At 66.1% G+C, this 15,714-nt stretch carries 14 protein-coding genes; 9 read left to right on the top strand and 5 right to left on the bottom strand.

Annotated elements, in window-relative coordinates; translation table 11 throughout:
• The 4 genes from G3O06_RS40890 to G3O06_RS40875 form a co-directional block, all read right to left on the bottom strand.
• Positions 1-1,353: chemotaxis protein CheA (locus G3O06_RS40890; protein ID WP_205819485.1), on the bottom strand; the 1,353-nt coding region annotated here is incomplete at its 3' end.
• Positions 1,354-1,397: 44 nt separating this feature from the next.
• Positions 1,398-1,679, bottom strand: coding sequence for a hypothetical protein (locus G3O06_RS40885; RefSeq protein WP_174915026.1), 282 nt, complete (start codon positions 1,677-1,679; stop codon positions 1,398-1,400).
• A 74-nt stretch (positions 1,680-1,753) separates the two neighbouring features.
• Entirely contained in the window at positions 1,754-2,344 is a 591-nt protein-coding gene (locus tag G3O06_RS50100; RefSeq protein WP_174915028.1) for a hypothetical protein, read from the bottom strand.
• 111 nt (positions 2,345-2,455) lie between these two features.
• Complete coding sequence (locus G3O06_RS40875; RefSeq protein WP_174970316.1) at positions 2,456-2,779, bottom strand: hypothetical protein; 324 nt, start codon at positions 2,777-2,779, stop codon at positions 2,456-2,458.
• A gap of 94 nt (positions 2,780-2,873) precedes the next feature.
• Between G3O06_RS40875 and G3O06_RS40870 the strand changes: the two genes are divergently transcribed.
• From G3O06_RS40870 to G3O06_RS40845, 6 genes are all read left to right on the top strand, one after another.
• On the top strand, positions 2,874-3,239 hold the full coding sequence (locus G3O06_RS40870; RefSeq protein WP_205819484.1) for a hypothetical protein: 366 nt from the start codon (positions 2,874-2,876) through the stop codon (positions 3,237-3,239).
• A 1,411-nt stretch (positions 3,240-4,650) separates the two neighbouring features.
• On the top strand, positions 4,651-4,875 hold the full coding sequence (locus G3O06_RS40865) for a hypothetical protein (protein WP_241020493.1): 225 nt from the start codon (positions 4,651-4,653) through the stop codon (positions 4,873-4,875).
• Positions 4,868-5,875 carry a UDP-glucuronic acid decarboxylase family protein gene (locus G3O06_RS40860; RefSeq protein WP_174915034.1) on the top strand — a complete coding sequence of 336 codons (1,008 nt, stop codon included), beginning with the start codon at positions 4,868-4,870 and terminating at the stop codon, positions 5,873-5,875. Before G3O06_RS40865 ends, G3O06_RS40860 begins: the two co-directional genes overlap by 8 nt.
• A complete protein-coding gene (gene galE, locus G3O06_RS40855; RefSeq protein WP_205819483.1) occupies positions 5,872-6,861 on the top strand; it encodes a UDP-glucose 4-epimerase GalE in 990 nt (329 codons plus the stop codon). The genes G3O06_RS40860 and galE overlap by 4 nt, the downstream gene beginning before the upstream one ends.
• A 35-nt stretch (positions 6,862-6,896) precedes the next feature.
• Entirely contained in the window at positions 6,897-8,300 is a 1,404-nt protein-coding gene (locus G3O06_RS40850; RefSeq protein WP_205819482.1) for a UDP-glucose/GDP-mannose dehydrogenase family protein, read from the top strand.
• A gap of 26 nt (positions 8,301-8,326) precedes the next feature.
• Positions 8,327-10,987: a glycosyltransferase family 2 protein gene (locus G3O06_RS40845; RefSeq protein WP_205819481.1), complete on the top strand. Its 2,661-nt coding sequence runs from the start codon at positions 8,327-8,329 to the stop codon at positions 10,985-10,987.
• 37 nt (positions 10,988-11,024) lie between these two features.
• Here G3O06_RS40845 and G3O06_RS40840 read toward each other — a convergent pair whose 3' ends face one another.
• Positions 11,025-11,948, bottom strand: coding sequence for an AraC family transcriptional regulator (locus G3O06_RS40840; protein ID WP_174970313.1), 924 nt, complete (start codon positions 11,946-11,948; stop codon positions 11,025-11,027).
• A 181-nt stretch (positions 11,949-12,129) separates the two neighbouring features.
• Between G3O06_RS40840 and G3O06_RS40835 the strand changes: the two genes are divergently transcribed.
• The 3 genes from G3O06_RS40835 to G3O06_RS40825 all read left to right on the top strand — a co-directional run bounded on the left by G3O06_RS40835 (position 12,130) and on the right by G3O06_RS40825 (position 15,657).
• Positions 12,130-12,591 carry a (2Fe-2S)-binding protein gene (locus G3O06_RS40835; RefSeq protein WP_011354470.1) on the top strand — a complete coding sequence of 154 codons (462 nt, stop codon included), beginning with the start codon at positions 12,130-12,132 and terminating at the stop codon, positions 12,589-12,591.
• A gap of 2 nt (positions 12,592-12,593) precedes the next feature.
• Positions 12,594-14,804 carry a xanthine dehydrogenase family protein molybdopterin-binding subunit gene (locus G3O06_RS40830; protein WP_205819480.1) on the top strand — a complete coding sequence of 737 codons (2,211 nt, stop codon included), beginning with the start codon at positions 12,594-12,596 and terminating at the stop codon, positions 14,802-14,804.
• A 454-nt stretch (positions 14,805-15,258) separates the two neighbouring features.
• The gene (locus G3O06_RS40825) at positions 15,259-15,657 is read left to right on the top strand and encodes a winged helix-turn-helix domain-containing protein (RefSeq protein ID WP_089427051.1); all 399 of its coding nucleotides are present in this window, start codon (positions 15,259-15,261) and stop codon (positions 15,655-15,657) included.
• Positions 15,658-15,714: the final 57 nt, after the last annotated feature.

Below are 15,714 nucleotides of genomic sequence, written 5' to 3'. Positions count from 1 at the left end.
GACGGCGGCAGCCGGCGTCGTGTCCGCAGCCGGCGCGGCAGCGGCCTGCGCTGCGTTGTCGGTCGCGGCCGGCATCGGCTCCGGCGCCTTGTCGGCGACGGGCTGCACGGGCTCGGGTGCCTTGTCGGCAACCACCGGCGCAGGTTCCGGCGCCTTGTCGGCAACCACCGGTACGGGCTCCGGCGCCTTGTCGGCCACGGGCTGCACGGGCTCGGCTGCCTTCGTGTCGGCAACCGGCTCGGCAGGCACTGGCGATGCCTTGTCCGCCACTGCCGGTGCGGCGATCACGGCGGCAGCCGGTACGGCTGCGATCGCGGCCGCCGGTATGACCGACGCTGCGGGTGCGGCGGCGACAGCGGGCGCTACGGCTGCGGCCGGTGCCGCGGCTGCGACGGCTGGTACTGCAACGGCCGGGGCGGCGGCAGCAACTGCAGGCGTCGCCACTGCCGGTGCGGCAGCAACAGCCGGTGCTGCAACAGCCGGGACGGCGGCAACCGGCGCCATCGACGGCACGGGCACCGGTACCGGCACCGACACGGGTGCCGCCTGCACCGAGGTCGTCGCCACCGGACGGGGCTGCGCCGGTGCCGGCGCGGCAGCGCCCAGCGGCGGCAAGCCCATGCGGTCGCGCACGATCGGATCGCGATACTTCACGTCGTCGGCGACGGTCGCTTCCACGCTCGGCGCCACGTTCGAACGGGCGAGCGGCGCGGTCGTGCCCGGGCACAGGTGGCCGGTCGCTTCCACCGCACGCCGGTTCGCGTCGCTCTGGCAGAGCAGCGCGAGCGCCACGTCGGTCAGGCCCATCGCACGGAATTCACGCGCATCGAGACGGCGTACGCAGGCCTGGTCGACCAGCGTCGTGCCCCCCGTCGCGCCGAACCCCGGGAACGACACGCCGACGCTCACCGATCCCATGCAGGTATCGGACAGCGTGGTCGTAAGGCCCGGCGCCTGGATCGAGGGGTTCGTCTTGATCGTCTGCGTCCCGGAGTAATTGACGTTTTCCGAGGTCTGGGTGTTGTACGGGTTGGTGCCGGGTGCGCCGGACGACTGGAGCGAACTTACGCTCTGCGGCGTCACGCTTGAACCGCCACTCGTGCCGGACGGCATCGTCACGTTCACGTTCACGCTCGAATTGCCGCTGCCGCGAACCCCGCTGGAGCTGGTGGCGTTGCCGCCGCGCGAGCTCGTGGTGTTCGTGTTCATGCTCGAGCCGCCGCCCTGGCTGATCGCCGTCGACGACGTCGACGACTGCGAGCTCGAAGTCGAGTCGGCTGTTTGCGCTTGGGCGCCGATCGTGGTCATCGCGAACATCGCTGCGCATGCCACCTTGATCCTGTTGCTGTTCATTTCACTCTCCGGACGAGGTTTGACCTCCCACCCAGGCAACCGTACTAGTTCCCCTGATTCCCTTCAGCCTTCGCTGCTTCCCCGAACTGTTTCCAGCCGTTGCCCAGCTGGGACCACGAGCCGGCCGACATGCCCTGCCACTGCTGGGCGTCTGGTCCGCCGATGGCACTGCCCGAAGAAAGCGTTTGTTGTTCTGACGGTTTGGTTGTCTGGTCAGGGTTGTTTGACGTCTGCAAATTCGATTGCACGTCGTTGGCAATACGGTCAGCGCCATACGCCGTCAGAGACGCGAGCATCAGAGCGGCGGCAATCAGTTTCTGCTTCATGCCAACTCCTTACGTGACAACAATGTGGGGAAAAGAGACCAGCGTCGCTGGGAAACTGGTCCCCCCACACCAGACTAATGACTGCTTCCGGTCGCACTTGCACTGCCCTGGCTTCCGCCCGATGCGGACGGCGAGCCGGCGGGACCGGTACTCCAAACGGTCGACGAGTTGTAGTGATTCGAACCCGTGATCGCGCCTGACCCACCACTGCCGGTCAGCCCAGCGGCACCCGCGTTGGCCACGCCCTGGTCGTTCGCACCCGAGGCCGTGTAGTGGTTTGCGCCGAGTACGATCGTGGCGCTCACCCCTCCCGACAACGCATTCGCGTTCTCGTTCGTGCTGCTGTTTCCACCGTACGAGCCTGCGGCACCGATACCGCCGCCTGCCGCGAACGCGCCCCCGTTCGTGCCCGAACCGCTGGCCGTCGAAGTCGAGTTGTGGAAGGCGGATGCCGTGCCGACGGAACCAGCGGGTGTCACCGTACTGCCCGCGTTCGCGCCCGCCGTCGAAGTCGAATTGCTGGTATAGCTGCCGGAGCCGACCAGGACCGAACCGGAAACACCCGCCGCAACGGATTGAGTCTGGTTGGTCGTGGAGGAACCCGCTGCCAATGCAGCCGACGCCAAGACGGTGAGCGCTGTCGCGAAAATGACTTTGGCTTTCATAGCAATTCCTTGCTGTGAGTAAGTTCGGCGGTGGCGGAGCCGGGTCAACCCCCATCGAGCGGAACCCGGCGTCCGTACCGCCAGCCAATGACGAACGCTACGCGTCGCGGCTTAGTGGTGAATCGTCCAGCCGATCGAACCGGCATTCGCACCGCTGGTGCCACCAGCTTGTGCGCCGCCGAAGCCGAAGCCGCTAACCGACGACGATTGGGTGTGGTTCGTGTACGAGACCGAACCGCTGCCCGGGCCGCCGGCAAGTGCGCCAGCTGCACCGAGTGCCGAGCCGGAATCGGTCGCGGTGAAATGACCGAACCCTGCAACGCCAGCCATCGTCGAACCGCCGCTCGACGAATTGCTGCTCGACACCGTGCCGCTGCCAGCGAACGCTGCACCCGAAACCGCCAGAACTGCTGCTGCAATCAGAAGCTTCTTCATGGTCGACTCCAAAACGGCGTGGACGGAGTGAGTCAGGAAGATCGCACGCCATCAACCTTCCTGACTTGAGCAATCCTAAAAATTAAGGATCACTATGCAATTAACAAAATCGTATTGCCTTTTCGATTCATGTTTTTTTGTGATTTCGGCCAGACGAAGCTTAGCTTCGCGATTTTTAGTTATCCAAATTTTTTTGCTAGGTGTTTTCTATTATTTTTATGAACATTTGTTTTTTCAGCAAAAACACCATTACCTGATAAACCGGAACGATGCGCACATCTTTCCGGCCTGCGATATTCGACACCCCGCCGGAAATAATGCCGGCACGCGGCACGCCATTCCGGAATCGAAAATTCGCGAATACATTAACCACCGAAAAACGCAGTACCGTTTGAAATACACCCTTTATCCGGGCGACAACGGGCCTGCATTGCAGCCAGGTGGCATGGCTTCTCCCTGAGCTAGCGACGAAAGATCTTCCGGATAATCCGGCCGACGAGCGTTCGATCTAATCCGGTTGACGCTGGCATGGGCCAGGCGCGATCGGAGCGACCCTGCATGGCCGGAGACGAATCGGCGTCACGCTGTCCGGCACGAACAGCATGATCCATCCGGGTGAGCTGAATGAAAGCGAGTACCGCTGTCGCCCGACTGCCGTGCGGCGCGACAACCGCGCCAGCACGCGAAGCGCGCGGCGGGCAAGAAACCGGGACAGCGCAACCCGCGAAGCTGGCACAGCGTCGCGAGCGTCACCCCGGCCTTTCCGACTACCCCACTGATGCGCAAAGTACGCGCCGATCAAGCTACAGCTTATTGTCTTCATCGCCGTTTCCCCGACTGCTTATTGACGAGTTGGCCGCCCCACCTGTTCGTTACTTCGTGTCGACCGCCCGCCGGTGCGTCCAGTACCGCAAGCAGCATGCCACGTGATATTCCACCGCATATTGCGCTCGGCAAACGGCCGCCACAGCGGCACGCAACGCCCGGAACGACATTTTTTGTTTCAGGAATGTATCGCAATAACAGTCTGACACCCTCTCCGATCGTTGAGCGCCACGAAGCAATAGCCGGATTAGACGGACGAATCCGGCTCACAGGCCTGCGCCGGGAGGCCCGGTGAACGGGTGTTTCAAACTTGAGAAGCGCGCGGCCGCGCAAGGCAGGCGGGGCGGGCTTTTCCGCCCGCAAACCGTGGGGCGAGGCGTGTGCGCCCCCCTCCCGGCCATCACAAACGAGAATCGATACGCCCGGCACCGGGCGCCGGGAGCCCGGCGCAGCAGCCTCCGGCAAGCCGTCGGCACGCGTTTCCCCTGATGACCGAAACGAATTTGATTCATCCGTGAAAATACCGACGGGATCACACGCCGCCAGAGCATCGAAATGGACCGTAAAAAAGAAAACTTTCGTTACGGCGTAATATTTAAAACAAATGAAAACGTGCACCCCTGGATCGCGAGCATCATTTTTTCAATTTCACTTCTCCTTCCTTTCACGAACCGAATCGCTCGATGAGCAGCACATTTCCGATACGTTTTTAATTCTTCAGCGAAGCACTTCTCATTGATGAAACATTCCAATCCAACACCTTTTTGACGAAGCGATTCCCGCAATAGCCTGATTTATCGCGCATTTCGTCGTATCGAATCGCATCGCCCCGGCAATTGGCTTGCCCGCTTTCTGTCCCCACGATACACACATGAAACAGAAACGCGCATATCGCGCGGCAATCGCGCCGCCGCGCCCGTGCGCATCGTGACGGCATCGTTCATGGCATGCCGATTGCCTGATTTCCGGCTCTCACCGAGCGGCACGCCAAGGCACAAGATTACGGTGGCGGCCTGCTCGTCAATCAGCGAATCGGGGAAAAGGCGATGAAGATCACCACCGATCGATCGACGCTTGCGTCGTTCAAGCTTCAACGGGGTAGTCAGCGAAACCGGAGCGCCTGGCGCGGCGCTTCGTCGACATCAGCCCATGCGAGCCGGCGCTTGCCGAAACGCCACCCGTGCAGCGGGATGGAACGCGTGCGCGCCGCCGTCGAGCAAATCGACGTGTGGTTCCTTGAGCTGTTCGACGAAGGAGAAAGCCATGAATGACAGGGTCGCGCTCGACACGCGCGCCGGTCAGCGCGTCCTCGTGACGGGCGGCGCCGGCTTTCTCGGCAGCTACGTATGCGAGCGCCTGGTCATGGAAGGCGCATCCGTCACGTGCATCGACAGCCTGCTGACGGGGCGCAAGCTCAACGTCGCCGACCTGAAAGCGTCCGGCCGCTTCGAGTTCGTGAAGGGCGACGTAGCGCTCGGCCTGCCGCAACTGCAGGTGGACGAGATCTGGAATCTCGCGTGCGCGGCATCGCCGCCCACCTACCAGATCGATCCCGTCCATACGATGATGACGAACGTGCTCGGCATGAACCACTGCCTCGCGCTCGCGCGCAAGACGGGCGCACGCGTGTTCCAGGCGTCGACCAGCGAGATCTACGGCGACCCGGGCGTGCATCCGCAGACGGAAACCTATCGCGGCAACGTGAACACGATCGGCCCGCGCGCGTGCTACGACGAAGGCAAGCGCGCGGCCGAGGCGCTGTGCTACGACTACTACCGCGCGCACGGCATCGACGTGCGCGTCGCGCGCATCTTCAACACCTACGGCCCGCGGATGTCGCCGCGCGACGGCCGCGTCGTGTCGAACTTCATCGTCGGCGCCCTCAACGGCGCGCCGCTCGAGATCTACGGCGACGGCAAGCAGACGCGCTCGTTCTGCTTCGCCAGCGACCTGATCGACGGCTTCTTCTGCCTGATGAGCACCGATCGCAACGTCGGCACGCCGGTCAACATCGGCAACCCCGGCGAGTTCACGATGATCGAGCTCGCGGAGAAAGTGCTCGCGATGACGGGCTCGAAATCGGAGATCGTGTTCCGGCCGCTGCCGATCGACGATCCGCACCAGCGCAGGCCCGACATCTCGATCGCGTCGGCCGAGCTCGGCTGGCGGCCGGCCATCGATCTCGACGAAGGCCTGCGCCGGACGGTCGACTATTTCAGCCGTGAACTGTGGCTCGAGCCGGTGCTGCGCATGACCGGGGCCACGGCATGAAGGTGCTCGTGACAGGCGGAGCGGGCTATATCGGCAGCCATACCTGCAAGGCACTCGCGGAAGCGGGACACGAGCCGGTCGCCTACGACAATCTGTCGACCGGCCAGCGCGACGCGGTGCGATGGGGGCCGCTCGTCGCGGCCGACATTCTCGACCGCGACGCGCTGTCGAACGCGTTCGCCCTGCATCGGCCCGACGTCGTGATCCATTTCGCCGCACTCGCGTACGTCGGCGAATCGGTGCTCGCGCCCGACCGCTATTACACGGTCAACGTCACGGGCACCTGCACGCTGCTGAGCGCGATGCACGCGGCCGGCGTCGGCCGGATCGTGATGTCGTCGTCCTGCGCGACGTACGGCATTCCGGACGTGCTGCCGATCTCGGAGCGCACGCCGCAGCGGCCGATCAATCCGTACGGCTTCACGAAGTACGCGATGGAACGGATGGCCGCCGATTTCGAGCGCGCGTACGGGCTGAAGTGGGTCGCGCTGCGCTACTTCAACGCGGCGGGCGCGGACCCGGACGGCATGATCGGCGAATGCCACGAACCGGAAACGCACGCGCTGCCGCTCGCGATCCGCGCGGCGCTCGGCACCGGCAATGCGTTCCAGGTGATGGGCACCGACTACCCGACGCCCGACGGCTCGGCGATTCGCGACTACGTGCACGTGAGCGACCTCGCCGACGCGCACCTGAAGGCAACCGACTATCTGTGCGGCGGCGGCCACAGCGTCGCATTGAATCTCGGCACCGGCAAAGGAACGTCGGTGCTCGACGCGCTGCGCGCCGTCGAAGCCGCGACGGGCCGCCGCGTGCCGACGGTGACGGCCGCGCGCCGGCCGGGCGACCCGCCCGAGCTGTACGCCGACGCCACGAAAGCCGCGCTCGTGCTCGGCTGGCGGCCGCGTTTCACCGCGATCGAACCGATGGTCGAACACGCCGCGGCGTGGTTTCAGAAAGCACTGCAATTCGAATCCGGCAAGTGAGCAAGTTTCCTTGAACGCCACGCAGGGGAATCACCATGAAGGTACGGATCGCCATCGTCGGCACGGGCTACGTCGGGCTGGTGAGCGGCGCATGCTTTGCGGATCTCGGGCATGACGTCGTCTGCATCGACAACAATCACGGCAAGATCGACGCGCTGAACGAAGGCCGCATGCCGATCTACGAACCGGGCCTCGACGCCGTCGTCGCACGCAACGTCGAACGCGGCACGCTGCGCTTCAGCAGCGACCTCGCGGCGAGCGTGCGCGATCGCGACGCGGTATTCATCGCGGTCGGCACGCCGACGCTGCCGGGCACCGACCAGGCGGACCTTCGGTACGTCGAGGCGGCCGCGTGTGAAATCGCATCGAACCTGAGCGGTTTCACGGTCGTCGTCACGAAGTCGACGGTGCCGGTCGGCACCAACCGGATCGTCAAGCAGATCGTCGAACGCTGCGCACCGGACGGCATCGACGCGGCGATCGCATCGAATCCGGAGTTCCTGCGCGAAGGCTCGGCGATCGACGATTTCATGCATCCGGACCGCGTCGTGTTCGGCGCCGAGCATCCGCGCGCGATCGAGATCATGAAGGCCATCTATGCGCCGCTGGAAGCGGCCGGCCATCTCGTGCTCGCAACCGAGATCGAAACGGCCGAACTCGTGAAATACGCGGCGAATGCGTTCCTTGCGGTGAAGATCAGCTACATCAACGAGATCTCGGACCTGTGCGAAGCCGTCGGCGCCGATGTCGAACTGGTCGCGAACGGCATGGGCCTCGACCGCCGCATCGGCGCGTCGTTCCTGAAGGCCGGCCCCGGCTGGGGCGGCTCGTGCTTCCCGAAGGACACGCGCGCGCTGAAGGCGACGGCCTCCGAACATGCGGTGCCGTTGCGCATCGTCAGCGCGGCGATCGAATCGAACGCGCTGCGCAAGGACCAGATCCTGCGCCGCATCGAGAAGGCCTGCGGCGGCTCGATCAAGGACAAGCGGATCGCGGTGCTCGGCCTCACGTTCAAAGGCCAGACCGACGACGTGCGCGAAAGCCCGAGCATCGACGTGATCCAGCTGCTCGTCGGCGCGGGCGCGCATATCCGCGCGTACGACCCGGCGCGTCCGCACGAAGCGTCGCGGCTGCTGCCGCAGGTGTTCATGGAGGGCTCCGCGATCGACGCGGTGCGCAGCGCGGACGCCGTCGTCGTGATGACCGAGTGGAAGGCGTTCGAGGCACTCGATCTCGCCGACCTCGCCGATCACATGGCCGATCCCGTGATGCTCGACATGCGCAACCTGTTCAGCGAACGGCTCGCAGTCGACAGCGGCTTTCGCCGCTACGAACGCGTGGGCCGCTCGTGCGGCGAACGCACACCGGCCGACCCGGCACCCGACCAACAGCATGCAGGCGAGGACACCCGGCCGCAGCGCGGCCTGCTTCAAGACTGATGATCTGACCTTGACGGGAGAGCACCATGAAGAAGCTGGTTGCGTCGCTTGCCGGCGGCCCTGCGCCGGATACTGCCGATACCGCCGCCCCCACCGACGCCGAAGCGGACCGCACCGCATCGCCGCACGCGGAGGTCCCGCTCCTCGTCCCATTGATGGACAGCGGGACCAGGATCGTCTTCCATATCCTCGCGCTGGGCTGGTTCGTCGCGCTGGGCATCTTCTGGCGCTGGTGGCTGCGCGACGAGCACTACGTCGATGCATTCCGTTTCGGCGTCAACTGCTTCGTGCTGTTCTGGACCACCTTCATTCCCGGCTACTTCATCTTCATCATCCGCTCGGCGGTCGTGCCGAACCCCGCGCTGACGGTGCCGCGCGACTGGCGCGTCGCGATGGTCGTCACCAAGGCGCCGTCCGAGCCGTTCGACATCGTCCGCACGACGCTGCTCGCGATGCTCGACCAGACCTACCCGCACGATACGTGGCTCGCCGATGAAGACCCGTCGCCCGAAACGCTCGACTGGTGCCGCGAGCACGGCGTATTCGTGTCGACGCGGCGCGGCATTGCCTCGTACCACCGCGCAAGCTGGCCGCGCCGGACCCGATGCAAGGAAGGCAATCTCGCGTACTTCTACGATATGTACGGCTACGACAACTACGATTTCGTATCGCAGCTCGACGCCGATCACGTGCCGACCCGCACCTATCTCGAGGAGATGCTGCGGCCGTTCGTTGATCCGGAAGTCGGCTACGTGTCGGCGCCGAGCATCTGCGACAGCAACGCGGCCGCGAGCTGGAGCGCACGCGGGCGCGTGAACGTCGAGGGTCCGCTGCACGGCACGATGCAGGCCGGCTATGCGGGCGGCCTCGCGCCGCTGTGCATCGGCTCGCACTATGCGGTGCGCTGCCGCGCGCTGCGCGAGATCGGCGGGCTCGGGCCCGAACTCGCCGAGGATCATTCGACCACGATGATCTTCAATTCGAAGGGCTGGCGCGGCATGCATGCGCTGAACGCGATCGCGAACGGCGAAGGGCCGCGCACCTTCGGCGACCTGGCCACGCAGGAATTCCAGTGGTCCAAGAGCGTGATGATCATCATGCTGCGCTACACGCGCCACTATTTCATGGGGCTGCCGCTGAAGCTGAAGGCGCAGTTCCTGTTCTGCCAGCTGTGGTACCCGCTGTGCGCGCTGGCGATGGCCGGCAGCGTCGCGATTCCGGTCGTCGCGCTGCTCACCGGCCGCGTGTGGGCACACGTCGACTACCTCACGTATCTCACCTACGCACTGCCGCTGACCGTGCTGATCCTGTGCGTCGTGACCTGGGCCACGCAAACGACCCAGTCGTGCCGCCCGCTGAACACGAAGCTGCTGTCGTGGGAAGGCCTGTCGTTCGTGTTCGCGCGTTGGCCGTGGGTCGTGCTCGGCTGCGCGTCGGCGGTATTCGACTGCGTGCGCGGCAAGGAATTTCCGTTCAAGGTCACGCCGAAGGGTGGCACGATCGAACCGGACGCGCCGCTGCGCGTGGTCGCGCCGTACCTGCTGATCTCGCTGTTCTGCAGCCTGCCCGTCGTGACGGTCGAGAATCCGCGCAACGCCGCGGGCTTCTATCTGTTCTCGACGCTGACGAGCATCCTGTATCTCGTGATCGCGGCCGTCGTCGCGGTGAATCACGGCAGGGAGCAAGGGCTCGAGTGGTCGGCGTTCCGGCAGATGTTCTTCAGCCGCCTGCCCGTGCGCAACGCGCTGTTCGTGATCGCGCTCGCGATGCTGCTGTCGGGCATCGGGCTGCGCACGCCGAAAGGCTGGCAGGCGATGATGTGGCGCTCGGGTTTGCCGGCCGTGGTCGCGCCCGTGCCGGGCGAACCGGTGAAGCAGCCCGAACTCGGCGCCTACGATCCCGACAGGACGCTCGCGGCCAGCCGGGATCTCGCATTCGACCATGTGTTCGTGTCGTGGAACGCGCCGGACATCCGCGCGGAAATCGACGATGCGTACCGGAACGCGCAGGCGCGCAACCGCTCGCTGATGCTGACCGTCGAGCCGTGGGCGGCCGGCGACACGCGGCAAGGCGCACTGCTCGACGATATCGCGCACGGGCGCTACGACGCGCGGATCGCGGCCACCTGCTCGGCGCTCGCCGCGTTGAAGGGCCCGGTGTTCGTGCGCTGGGGCCACGAGATGGAGGCCGACACCGGACGCTATCCGTGGGCCATCGGCGATGCGTCGGCCTACGTGGATGCGTACCGGCGGGTCGTGACCGCGTGCCGCGCGATGACCGACCAGATCCGCTTCGTGTGGTCGCCGGCCGGTAACCGGAACCTCGACGACTATTTCCCGGGTCGCGCCTATGTGGACGACATCGGCCTGTCCGTGTTCGACTGCCCGCGCTGCGCGGTCTGGCCGGCCGGCGGCCGCGCCTCCGCCGCGAGCATCCTGCGGACCAAGTACGAGCGCGTGGCCGACTACGGGCTGCCGGTGATGGTCACGGAGCTCGGCGTCGACGGGTCGAATGCGCGCAAGCGCGAGGCACTCGACGAATTCCAGCGGTCGCTGTGGCGCTATCCGCTGCTGAAGGCCATCGTGTATTTCAACGCGGTCGATACGCCCGGCGCGTGGCCGGCGCACTACGTGCCGGACTGGCGGATCGCGCCGGCGTTCCTGCAGACGTCGGTGGTCGCCAGGTGAATGGATCGGTGCCCGGTGGCGCGTCAGCGGCGCGCCATCAGCCGAGCAGCTCCTTCTTCCGCAACTGCACGACGTCGCGCATCGGCGGCGCGCCGAACAGCCGGCTGTATTCGCGGCTGAACTGCGACGCGCTTTCGTAGCCGACGACGGCGGCCACCGACCCGACGTCGCCGCCCTGCCGCAGCAACAGCCGCCGCGCCTCGTGCAGCCGCAACTGCTTCTGGTACTGCAGCGGGCTCAACGTGGTCACGTGCTTGAAATGATGGTGCAGTGACGACACGCTCATGTTGACCGCCTGCGCGAGCGACTCGACGCGCATCGGCTCGGCGAAGTGATCGCGGATCCATTCGATCGCGCGTGCGATCCGGTGCGTCTGGCTGCCCGCGATCGCCATGTGCCGCAGCCGCGTGCCCTGCCCGCTCGTCATCAGCCGGTACAGCAGTTCCTTTTCGATCAGCGGCGCGACGACCGGAATGTCGGCCGGCGTATCGAGCAGCCGCATCAGCCGCAGCGCGGCATCGAGCAGCGGCGGCGTCAGCTCGGCGAGCGCGATCCCCTCGCCTTCGGGGCCCGCATCGGGTTCGGGCAGCCGCATCTCGGCCGCGAGCTCGACGATGCGCTGCGGATCGAGCGTCAGCGACAGGCACAGGTACGGCTCGTCCGGCGACGCGCGCGTCACGCGCGAGAGGATTGGCAAATCGATCGATGTAATCAGGCAATTCTGCGTGTCGTATTCGTAAGCCTGGCCGGCCACGATCACGCGCTTCGCGCCCTGCGCGGCGATCACGAGCGCGGCCCGCGACACGCCGCAGCCGAGATCGACCGGCCGCGTGTGCCGGTGCAGCATCAGGCCCGGCACGGCCGTCGATTGCGAGCCGTCCGCCGGTGCGAAACGGCTGATCAGCATCGCCAGCTCGCGCCGCCCGGATTCGCGCGACGTCGCGATATCGGTCATGTCCATGACACTTCCTCGATAGATTTCCTCATGTCGCGGGAGCATAGCGAAACCACCCGCGACCTGCCGGGGATTTGCAGGATTGTTCAATAAATTTGCAGGATTGGGTAGACGCAAAAACCGGCCGCTCGCGCACACTGCCCGCTGACCGGGCGCATGCCGGGTTTTCCCCACGGAGACAATCAAAATGCCTACCTCGTTTGTCCTGAACGGCAAGAACGTCACGCTCGACGCCGATCCGTCGATGCCCGTCCTCTGGGCGATTCGCGAACACGCGGGACTGACCGGCACGAAATTCGGCTGCGGCATGGCGCAGTGCGGCGCGTGCACGGTGCATCTCGAAGGCCAGGCCGTCCGCTCGTGCGTGCTGCCGCTCGCCGGCATCGCGGGCAAGCACATCACGACGATCGAAGGCCTGCAGAGCAAGCCGGCGCACGCCGTGCAGGCTGCCTGGGTCAAGCTGCAGGTGCCGCAGTGCGGCTACTGCCAGTCCGGCCAGATCATGTCGGCCACCGCGCTGCTCGAACAGAACCCGAAGCCGACCGACGCGGACATCGACGCCGCGATGAACGGCAACCTGTGCCGCTGTGCGACCTACGCCCGCATCCGGGCGGCGATCCACGACGCGGCCGCGACGCTGGGAGCCTGACCATGACGATCGAACTCGACAACACCGGTTCGGTGCATCCGTCGCGCCGCACGTTCCTGAAAGCCGCGGGCGCCGCGGCCGCCGTCAGCCTGACCATCGGCTTCGAATGGGCCGGCCTCGGCCGCCGCGCGCTTGCAGCGACCGCGCCCGCCGCCGATTTCGCGCCGAATGCGTTCCTGCGCATCACGCCCGACGGCGCCGTCACGGTCATCGCGAAGCACGTCGAAATGGGCCAGGGCGCGTATACGGGCATCGCGACGATCGTCGCCGAGGAGCTCGACGCCGACTGGTCGCACGTGCGCGTCGAAAGCGCGCCCGCCGATGCGAAACGCTACGCGAACCTCGCGTTCGGCACGATGCAGGGGACGGGCGGCAGCTCGGCCATGTCGAACTCGTGGCAGCAACTGCGCGAAGCGGGCGGCAAGGCCCGCGCGATGCTGGTATCGGCCGCGGCGGCCCGCTGGAAGGTGCCGGCGAGCGAGCTGACGACGGCCAATGGCGTCGTCAGCCACGCGAAGAGCGGCAAGACGGCCGCGTACGGCACGCTCGTCGCCGATGCCGCGAAGCTGCCGGTGCCGGACAAGGTCACGCTGAAGCAGCCGGCCGATTTCAAGCTGATCGGCCACCAAATTCCGCGCGTCGACGCGTCGGCGAAATCGAACGGCACCGCGCACTTCACGCTCGACACGACCTTCCCCGGCATGCGCGTCGCGCTGCTGCAGCGCCCGCCGCGCTTCGGCGCGAAGGTGAAGTCGTTCGACGCGACGGCGGCCAAGGCCGTGCCGGGCGTCGTGTCGGTCGTGCAGGTGCCGGGTGGCGTCGCGGTCGTCGGAACCGGCTTCTGGGCCGCGAAACAGGGCCGCGACGCGCTGAAGGTCGAATGGGACGAAGCGAACGCCGAAAAGCGCGGCTCGGACGAGATCATGCGCGAATACCGGCAGCTCGCCGACAAGCCGGGCACGTCGGCCCGCAAGGACGGCGATGCCGATGCGGCGATCACGGGCGCCGCGCGCAAGATCAGCGCGACGTACGAATTCCCGTATCTCGCGCACGCGCCGATGGAGCCGCTCGACGCGGTCGTCAAGCTGACGGCGAATAGCTGCGAGATCTGGGCCGGCGACCAGTTCCAGACGGTCGACCAGGCCAACGCGGCCAGGACGGCGGGCCTGAAGCCCGAGCAGGTGCAGATCCACACGCTGTACGCAGGCGGCAGCTTCGGCCGGCGCGCGAACGCGTGGTCGGACTACGTGGTCGAGGCCGTGTCGATCGCGAAGGCGCTCGGCGCGGACGGCAAGCCCGTCAAGCTGCAATGGACGCGCGAGGACGACATCCAGGGCGGCTTCTACCGGCCGATGTACTTCCACAAGCTCGACGCGGGGCTGACCGCGGACGGCAAGCTGGTCGGCTGGCGCCACCGGATCGTCGGCCAGTCGATCCTCGCCGGCACGCCGTTCGAGGCGTTCATGGTGAAGAACGGCGTGGACGCCACTTCGGTCGAGGGCGCGGCGAACCTGCCGTACGCGGTGCCGAACGTGTCGGTCGAGCTCACCACCGCGAAGACGGGCGTGCCCGTGCTGTGGTGGCGCGTGGTCGGCAGTTCGCACACGGCCTACGCGGTCGAGGCGTTCATCGACGAAGCCGCGCACACGGCCGGCAAGGATCCGTACGCGTTCCGCCGCGACCTGCTCGCGAAGGAGCCGCGCATGCGCGCGGTGCTGGACCTGGCCGCGCAGAAGGCCGGCTGGGATCCGGCCAAGCCGCTGCCGAAAGGCCGCGGGCGCGGGATCGCGGTCGCCGAGGCGTTCAAGAGCTATGTCGCGCAGGTGGCCGAGGTGTCGGTCGACGCGGACGGCAAGGTGAAGGTCGAGCGCGTGGTGTGCGCGGTCGATTGCGGGATCGCGATCAATCCCGACATCGTCGCCGCGCAGATGGAAGGCGGCATCGGCTTCGGGCTCGGCGCGGCGATGCACAGCGCGATCACGCTGAAGGACGGCAAGGTCGAGCAGCGCAACTTCGACGGCTACAACGTGCTGCGGATGGCCGAAATGCCGAAGGTCGAAGTGCATATCGTGCCGTCGGCCGAGGCGCCGACCGGCGTCGGCGAGCCGGGCGTCGCGCCCATCGGGCCGGCGGTCGCGAACGCGATCTTCGCGGCGACGGGCAAGCGGCATTACGTGCTGCCGTTCGATTCGGCTGATAGCGCGAAGGCTTGATGGCGACCGGAACGCCGGCCGCGGGGCGGAGACGCCTTGCGGCCGGCGTTTTTTTGCCGGACGCGGCCGATGCAGGGTTCGATGTCGGCAAAAATCACTCGTAACACATTGATCCATATAGAGAACCCATCGATCCGCGCAGGGTTCGATGTCGGGTTCGCCAATCGACCGCAGCGATGCTCCGCCGCCTCCCCGATTCCCGCGTCCCCACACGTTACGCCCGACGTAACGCCCGTAACGTCGCCTGCCGATGCTACGTAACAATCCTTCACCGTTGCCCCGGCCCCATTTTTTATCCGCCCCGCGCCTCCCGTTAAAAATTCTTTTAAATTCAAGGCTGCCGCGCCGCCTGCGCTGGCGCCGCCCCCTGTCGATACGTGACGAATCCCTTCCTGGCCCGGAAGTTGCAGCACAGGACCCGCAAACACTCCTTTATGGACATGCGAGGGCCACCATGGATTGCAAATACCTGTACATCGACAACATAAAAATCAACTTCGTGCGCCGCACGATCGAAATCGACAACAAGATCATTGATGTCACGCCGCGTGAGTTCGACGTCGTCGAATTCCTGCTCGACAACATGAACAAGGTCGTGCCGCGGCAGGCAATCCAGGAAGCCGTGTGGGGCCGTGAACTCGGCGTGTCGTCGCGCACGCTCGACACCCATATCTCGCGTATCCGCTCGAAGCTGCAGCTCGATCACGACAAGAACCTGCGGATCATCCCGATCTACGCGGTCGGCTATCGCCTGGTGCTGTTCGGTGCGGCGATGACGCACGTCGAGCGCCACGAAGCGGCGCCGATCCTGCGCGTGGCGCCGCAGGCCGTGATGGCCGCCGACTACGCCTGACGATTCGCCCGCGCGCCGCCCGTTCGCGGCGCGCCGGCCACGCTCCCCCCACCGCGC

The sequence above is a fragment of the Burkholderia sp. Ac-20345 genome (genome assembly GCF_017104825.1).
Lineage (GTDB): Bacteria > Pseudomonadota > Gammaproteobacteria > Burkholderiales > Burkholderiaceae > Burkholderia > Burkholderia lata_B.
The sequence above is the reverse complement of the archived record's forward strand: the minus strand, read 5'-3'. Positions and strand labels throughout refer to the sequence as shown.